This window comes from Parasphingorhabdus sp. (genome assembly GCF_041748495.1).
Lineage (GTDB): Bacteria > Pseudomonadota > Alphaproteobacteria > Sphingomonadales > Sphingomonadaceae > Parasphingorhabdus.
Map to the genome: position 1 here is coordinate 1 of NZ_JBGTDD010000116.1, position 3,731 is coordinate 3,731.

The window sequence follows — 3,731 nt, forward strand, 5'->3', positions numbered from 1 at the left end:
CAGGAAGCCGAGCGCGCGCTATATGATTTGCGCGCATCCGTATTCGCACCGGAAGTCGAAAAAAACGAAAATATCGTGATGGTGGTATATAATGAAGACACGCTGAAGCTGACTGGTCAACGGTCTCCGGTGGACCGGACAATATTGGCGCAGGCGCTCGAAACCATCGACGCAGCAAAGCCAAAGTCGATCGGCATCGATATTCTGTTCACGATGCCGCAGGACGATGATGATTTACTCATTTCGGCCCTTAAAAACATGAAAACGCCTACCTTTCTGGCTTATGCCGACCCCAAGGAAAACCCCGAAATCGCCTTCGCCGAGCATGAGTTTCTTCAGCAGTTTTTTAAAGATGCGCGCAGTGAAAATGTACAACCCACCGGAATCAAACTGGAAACAGATAGCGACGGTGTCCAGCGCCGATGGACCCCGCACAGGCAAGGCGCGCCGCCTTTCATGGCGATTGCATTGACCGCCCCCAATCCGAAATTTGCCAACAATAGCGGTGCCATCCGCTATCATGTGCCGGCCGCTACCGATGTGCCCGTGTTCGACAAATTCCCGATCGAAAGCTTTGCTGATCCTGAAATTGCGGAGATGCTTCGTACTTTCATTTCGGACAAGCATGTGCTGATCGGTGGCGACTTCATCGATCGCGACCGTTTTGAAACCCCGGTTGGCGGACTGGCTGATATTAAAGGGGACGATGGCAAGATGATCGGGCTGGAAGTACATGCGCATATGCTCGCCCAGTTGCTCAATGATGATTTACCCGCCCCGATCGCGACCTGGACCTTGTGGGTGGGCGCTCTGATCGTTGCGATTTGCGGTGGCCTGTCCGCTCTGATCGTCGGGAACGCCCTGAAGGTTGGCTTCGTTCTAATCGGCCAGTTCGCATTTTTCCTCACCTTTCCTTTCCTGTTGCAAAATATCGGGATGGATACGCTTTCCCTGCCCGCCTTTGGCTGGGGTGTGGGGTGGCTACTCGGCTATGCCTCGGTCGGCTCGGCTGCGCGGACACTCAATTCCCAGCAGCGAGCGTTCGCGCAAAATGCGCTCGGCAAATATCTGCCGAAATCAATTGCAAACGAGATCCTGAAAGATCCCGAAAAACTGGCATTGCACGGCGAGAAACGGAAAATTTTCGCAGTTTTCACTGATCTCGAAGGCTTTACCAAACTAACCCACGCGATCGAACCGGAAATGGTCGCCACCTTGCTGAACGACTATCTGGACCGGCTGAGCGAAGTGGCGCTGGAATATGGCGGTACCATCGACAAATTTGTCGGAGATGCACTGGTTACCTTTTGGGGTGCTCCCATCGCGTATCCGGATGACGGCGAACGGGCAGCCAGGGCGGCTTACGCGCTCTACCTGGCCGGCGAGGAATTTCGCAAAAACGTCCCGGAAGGCGTGCCGCCGATTGGCAGGACGCGGGTGGGCATGCACTATGGTGATGCTATCGTGGGCAACTTCGGTGGTGAAGGCCGGATCCAATACACCGCTCTGGGTGATGCTATGAACACTGCGGCACGACTGGAAGCGGCCAACAAGGCTCTGGAAACCAAAGTCTTGTTAAGTCGGGAAGCAATGGAACGGACCGGTCTCGACTGGTTCCGGCCGATGGGCCGGATCACGCTGCGCGGTCGGTCCACCCCGGTAGACGTATTCGAACCCGTACCCGACTGGGAAGAAAAAGATCGTGCAGCAGTGACCGCAGTCATAGCGGCCCATGAAAACGGTGATACTGAGTCTATTCAGGCACTGGATGCGGTGATCAAACAAAATGGCGACGATCTGGGTCTCGCCAATTTACTCAAACGATTGTTAAAAACTAAAAATGGAGAAAGCTATGCACTTGGATAAGAACGATCCGGCAAGATCCGGAAAAACCCTTCCCCGCCTTGCTAAAGCAGCTCTCGGCACACTTCTGCTCTTCGGAGCTGGCGGCATTGCCATGGCACAGAATATGGTTGTGCGCTCAACCGGGCCTTCGGCAAGCAGCTATCCGGCAGGCAAGAAAATGGCGAATGATGCAAAAATTTCGCTGAAGGCTCAGGATCAGGTGACAATCCTGACCAAATCGGGAACGCGGGTCCTCAAAGGTCCGGGGACCTATTCACTGGCGCAAGGTGGCGGAAGCGCCACAAGCGCATCGCGCCGCTTGTCGAGTTTCATCACCAATCGCGGTAGCAGCCGGGCAAGAACCGGAGCGGTCCGCAGTGCGGGTGCTACGACCGTTGAAACGCCGAGTAATCCCAATCTATGGTACCTTGACGTGAGCAAGGGTGGAAAATTCTGCGTTGCAGATCCCGACGGACTGGTTGTCTGGCGGCCCGATTATACCGGATCGGCAACGGCTTCGATTGTTCAACCGTCGAACGGCAACGTCACCGAAATCGCTTGGGGAAAAGGTAGCGCGCTAAAGGCATGGCCGAAGGAAGTTCTCCCGGTCACCGATGGTGCCACATATCGCCTGCTCGGGTCAAATGCACCGCAATCGGTCGACGTAAATTTTGTGGTCTTGCAAAACCAACCGACCGACCTTGATGACGCGGCGTCGATGCTGATCGAGAACGGATGCACCGGCCAATTGGATCTGCTGGTCGAAAAGCTCGACTTGAACAGTGAGGACCCGGCAGATCAGGGCTAGACTATGAACAAAACCTGCCGTCCGGAATGAGGGCCGGACGGCAGAATGATCGCGGCGATCAATTGATCTGTTGACCTTCTGCGCGGAAAACCATTAGGCGATGGGCGATGAATGACAATGCCACGCATCCGCTAAAACTGTTCAACAGCCTGACTCGCCAGATGGAAGAGTTTGTGCCCGTCCATGCAGGCGAAGCCCGCGTCTATACCTGCGGGCCGACGGTCTATAACTATCCGCATATCGGCAATATGCGCGCCTATGTGTTCGCCGATCTGCTCGGCCGTACGCTGAGCTGGAAGGGTTATAGGCTGACCCATGTCATCAACATCACCGATGTCGGCCATCTGACCGACGACGCGGATGCCGGGGAAGACAAGCTCGAGAAAATGGCGGCGGAGAAAGCCCAGTCGATCTGGGATATCGCGAAACATTATACTGAAGCCTATTGGGAAGATATCAAGGCGCTCAATATCCGGCAACCGGCGCACTGGTCGATTGCCACCGACTATGTTCCGGCGATGATCGACTATGCACAAGGCATCGCCGGCAAACATTGTTACGAGCTGGAGAGCGGCTTGTATTTCGACGTTTCTACCGTGGCCAATTACGGTACGCTCGCCCGCGCATCGACCGATGATGGCGAGGGCAGGATCGATACGGTGGAGGGCAAGCGCAACGCCGCCGATTTTGCGATCTGGCGCAAGACGCCTCCCGGCGAGAAACGGCAGATGGAATGGGACAGCCCGTGGGGCAAGGGCGCGCCGGGCTGGCATCTGGAATGTTCGGTGATGTCGGAGGCTCTGCTCGGCCTGCCGTTCGATATCCACACCGGCGGCATCGACCATCGCGAGATTCACCATCCGAATGAAATCGCCCAGAATCAGGCGCATAGCTGCTCTGATCATTCCGGCGCGAAAATCTGGATGCACAATAATTTCCTGATCGACCGGACCGGGAAAATGTCCAAGTCATCGGGCGAGTTTTTGCGGCTGCAATTGTTGCTCGACAAGGGTATCCACCCCCTCGCCTATCGCCTGATGTGCCTGCAGGCCCATTATCGCAGCGAGCTGGAGTTTAC

Annotated in this window: 2 protein-coding genes and 1 pseudogene; all 3 read left to right on the forward strand. The window is 55.7% G+C overall.

Annotated features, from left to right (window positions below):
- Positions 1-1,866 (forward strand): CHASE2 domain-containing protein (locus ACEW8J_RS10575; protein WP_373491606.1); only part of this gene is annotated, 1,866 nt, incomplete at its 5' end.
- On the forward strand, positions 1,853-2,653 hold the full coding sequence (locus ACEW8J_RS10580) for a hypothetical protein (RefSeq protein ID WP_373491607.1): 801 nt from the start codon (positions 1,853-1,855) through the stop codon (positions 2,651-2,653). The genes ACEW8J_RS10575 and ACEW8J_RS10580, both read left to right, overlap by 14 nt.
- Positions 2,654-2,760: 107 nt before the next feature.
- A pseudogene (locus ACEW8J_RS10585) lies at positions 2,761-3,731 on the forward strand (cysteine--tRNA ligase); the annotation flags it as partial.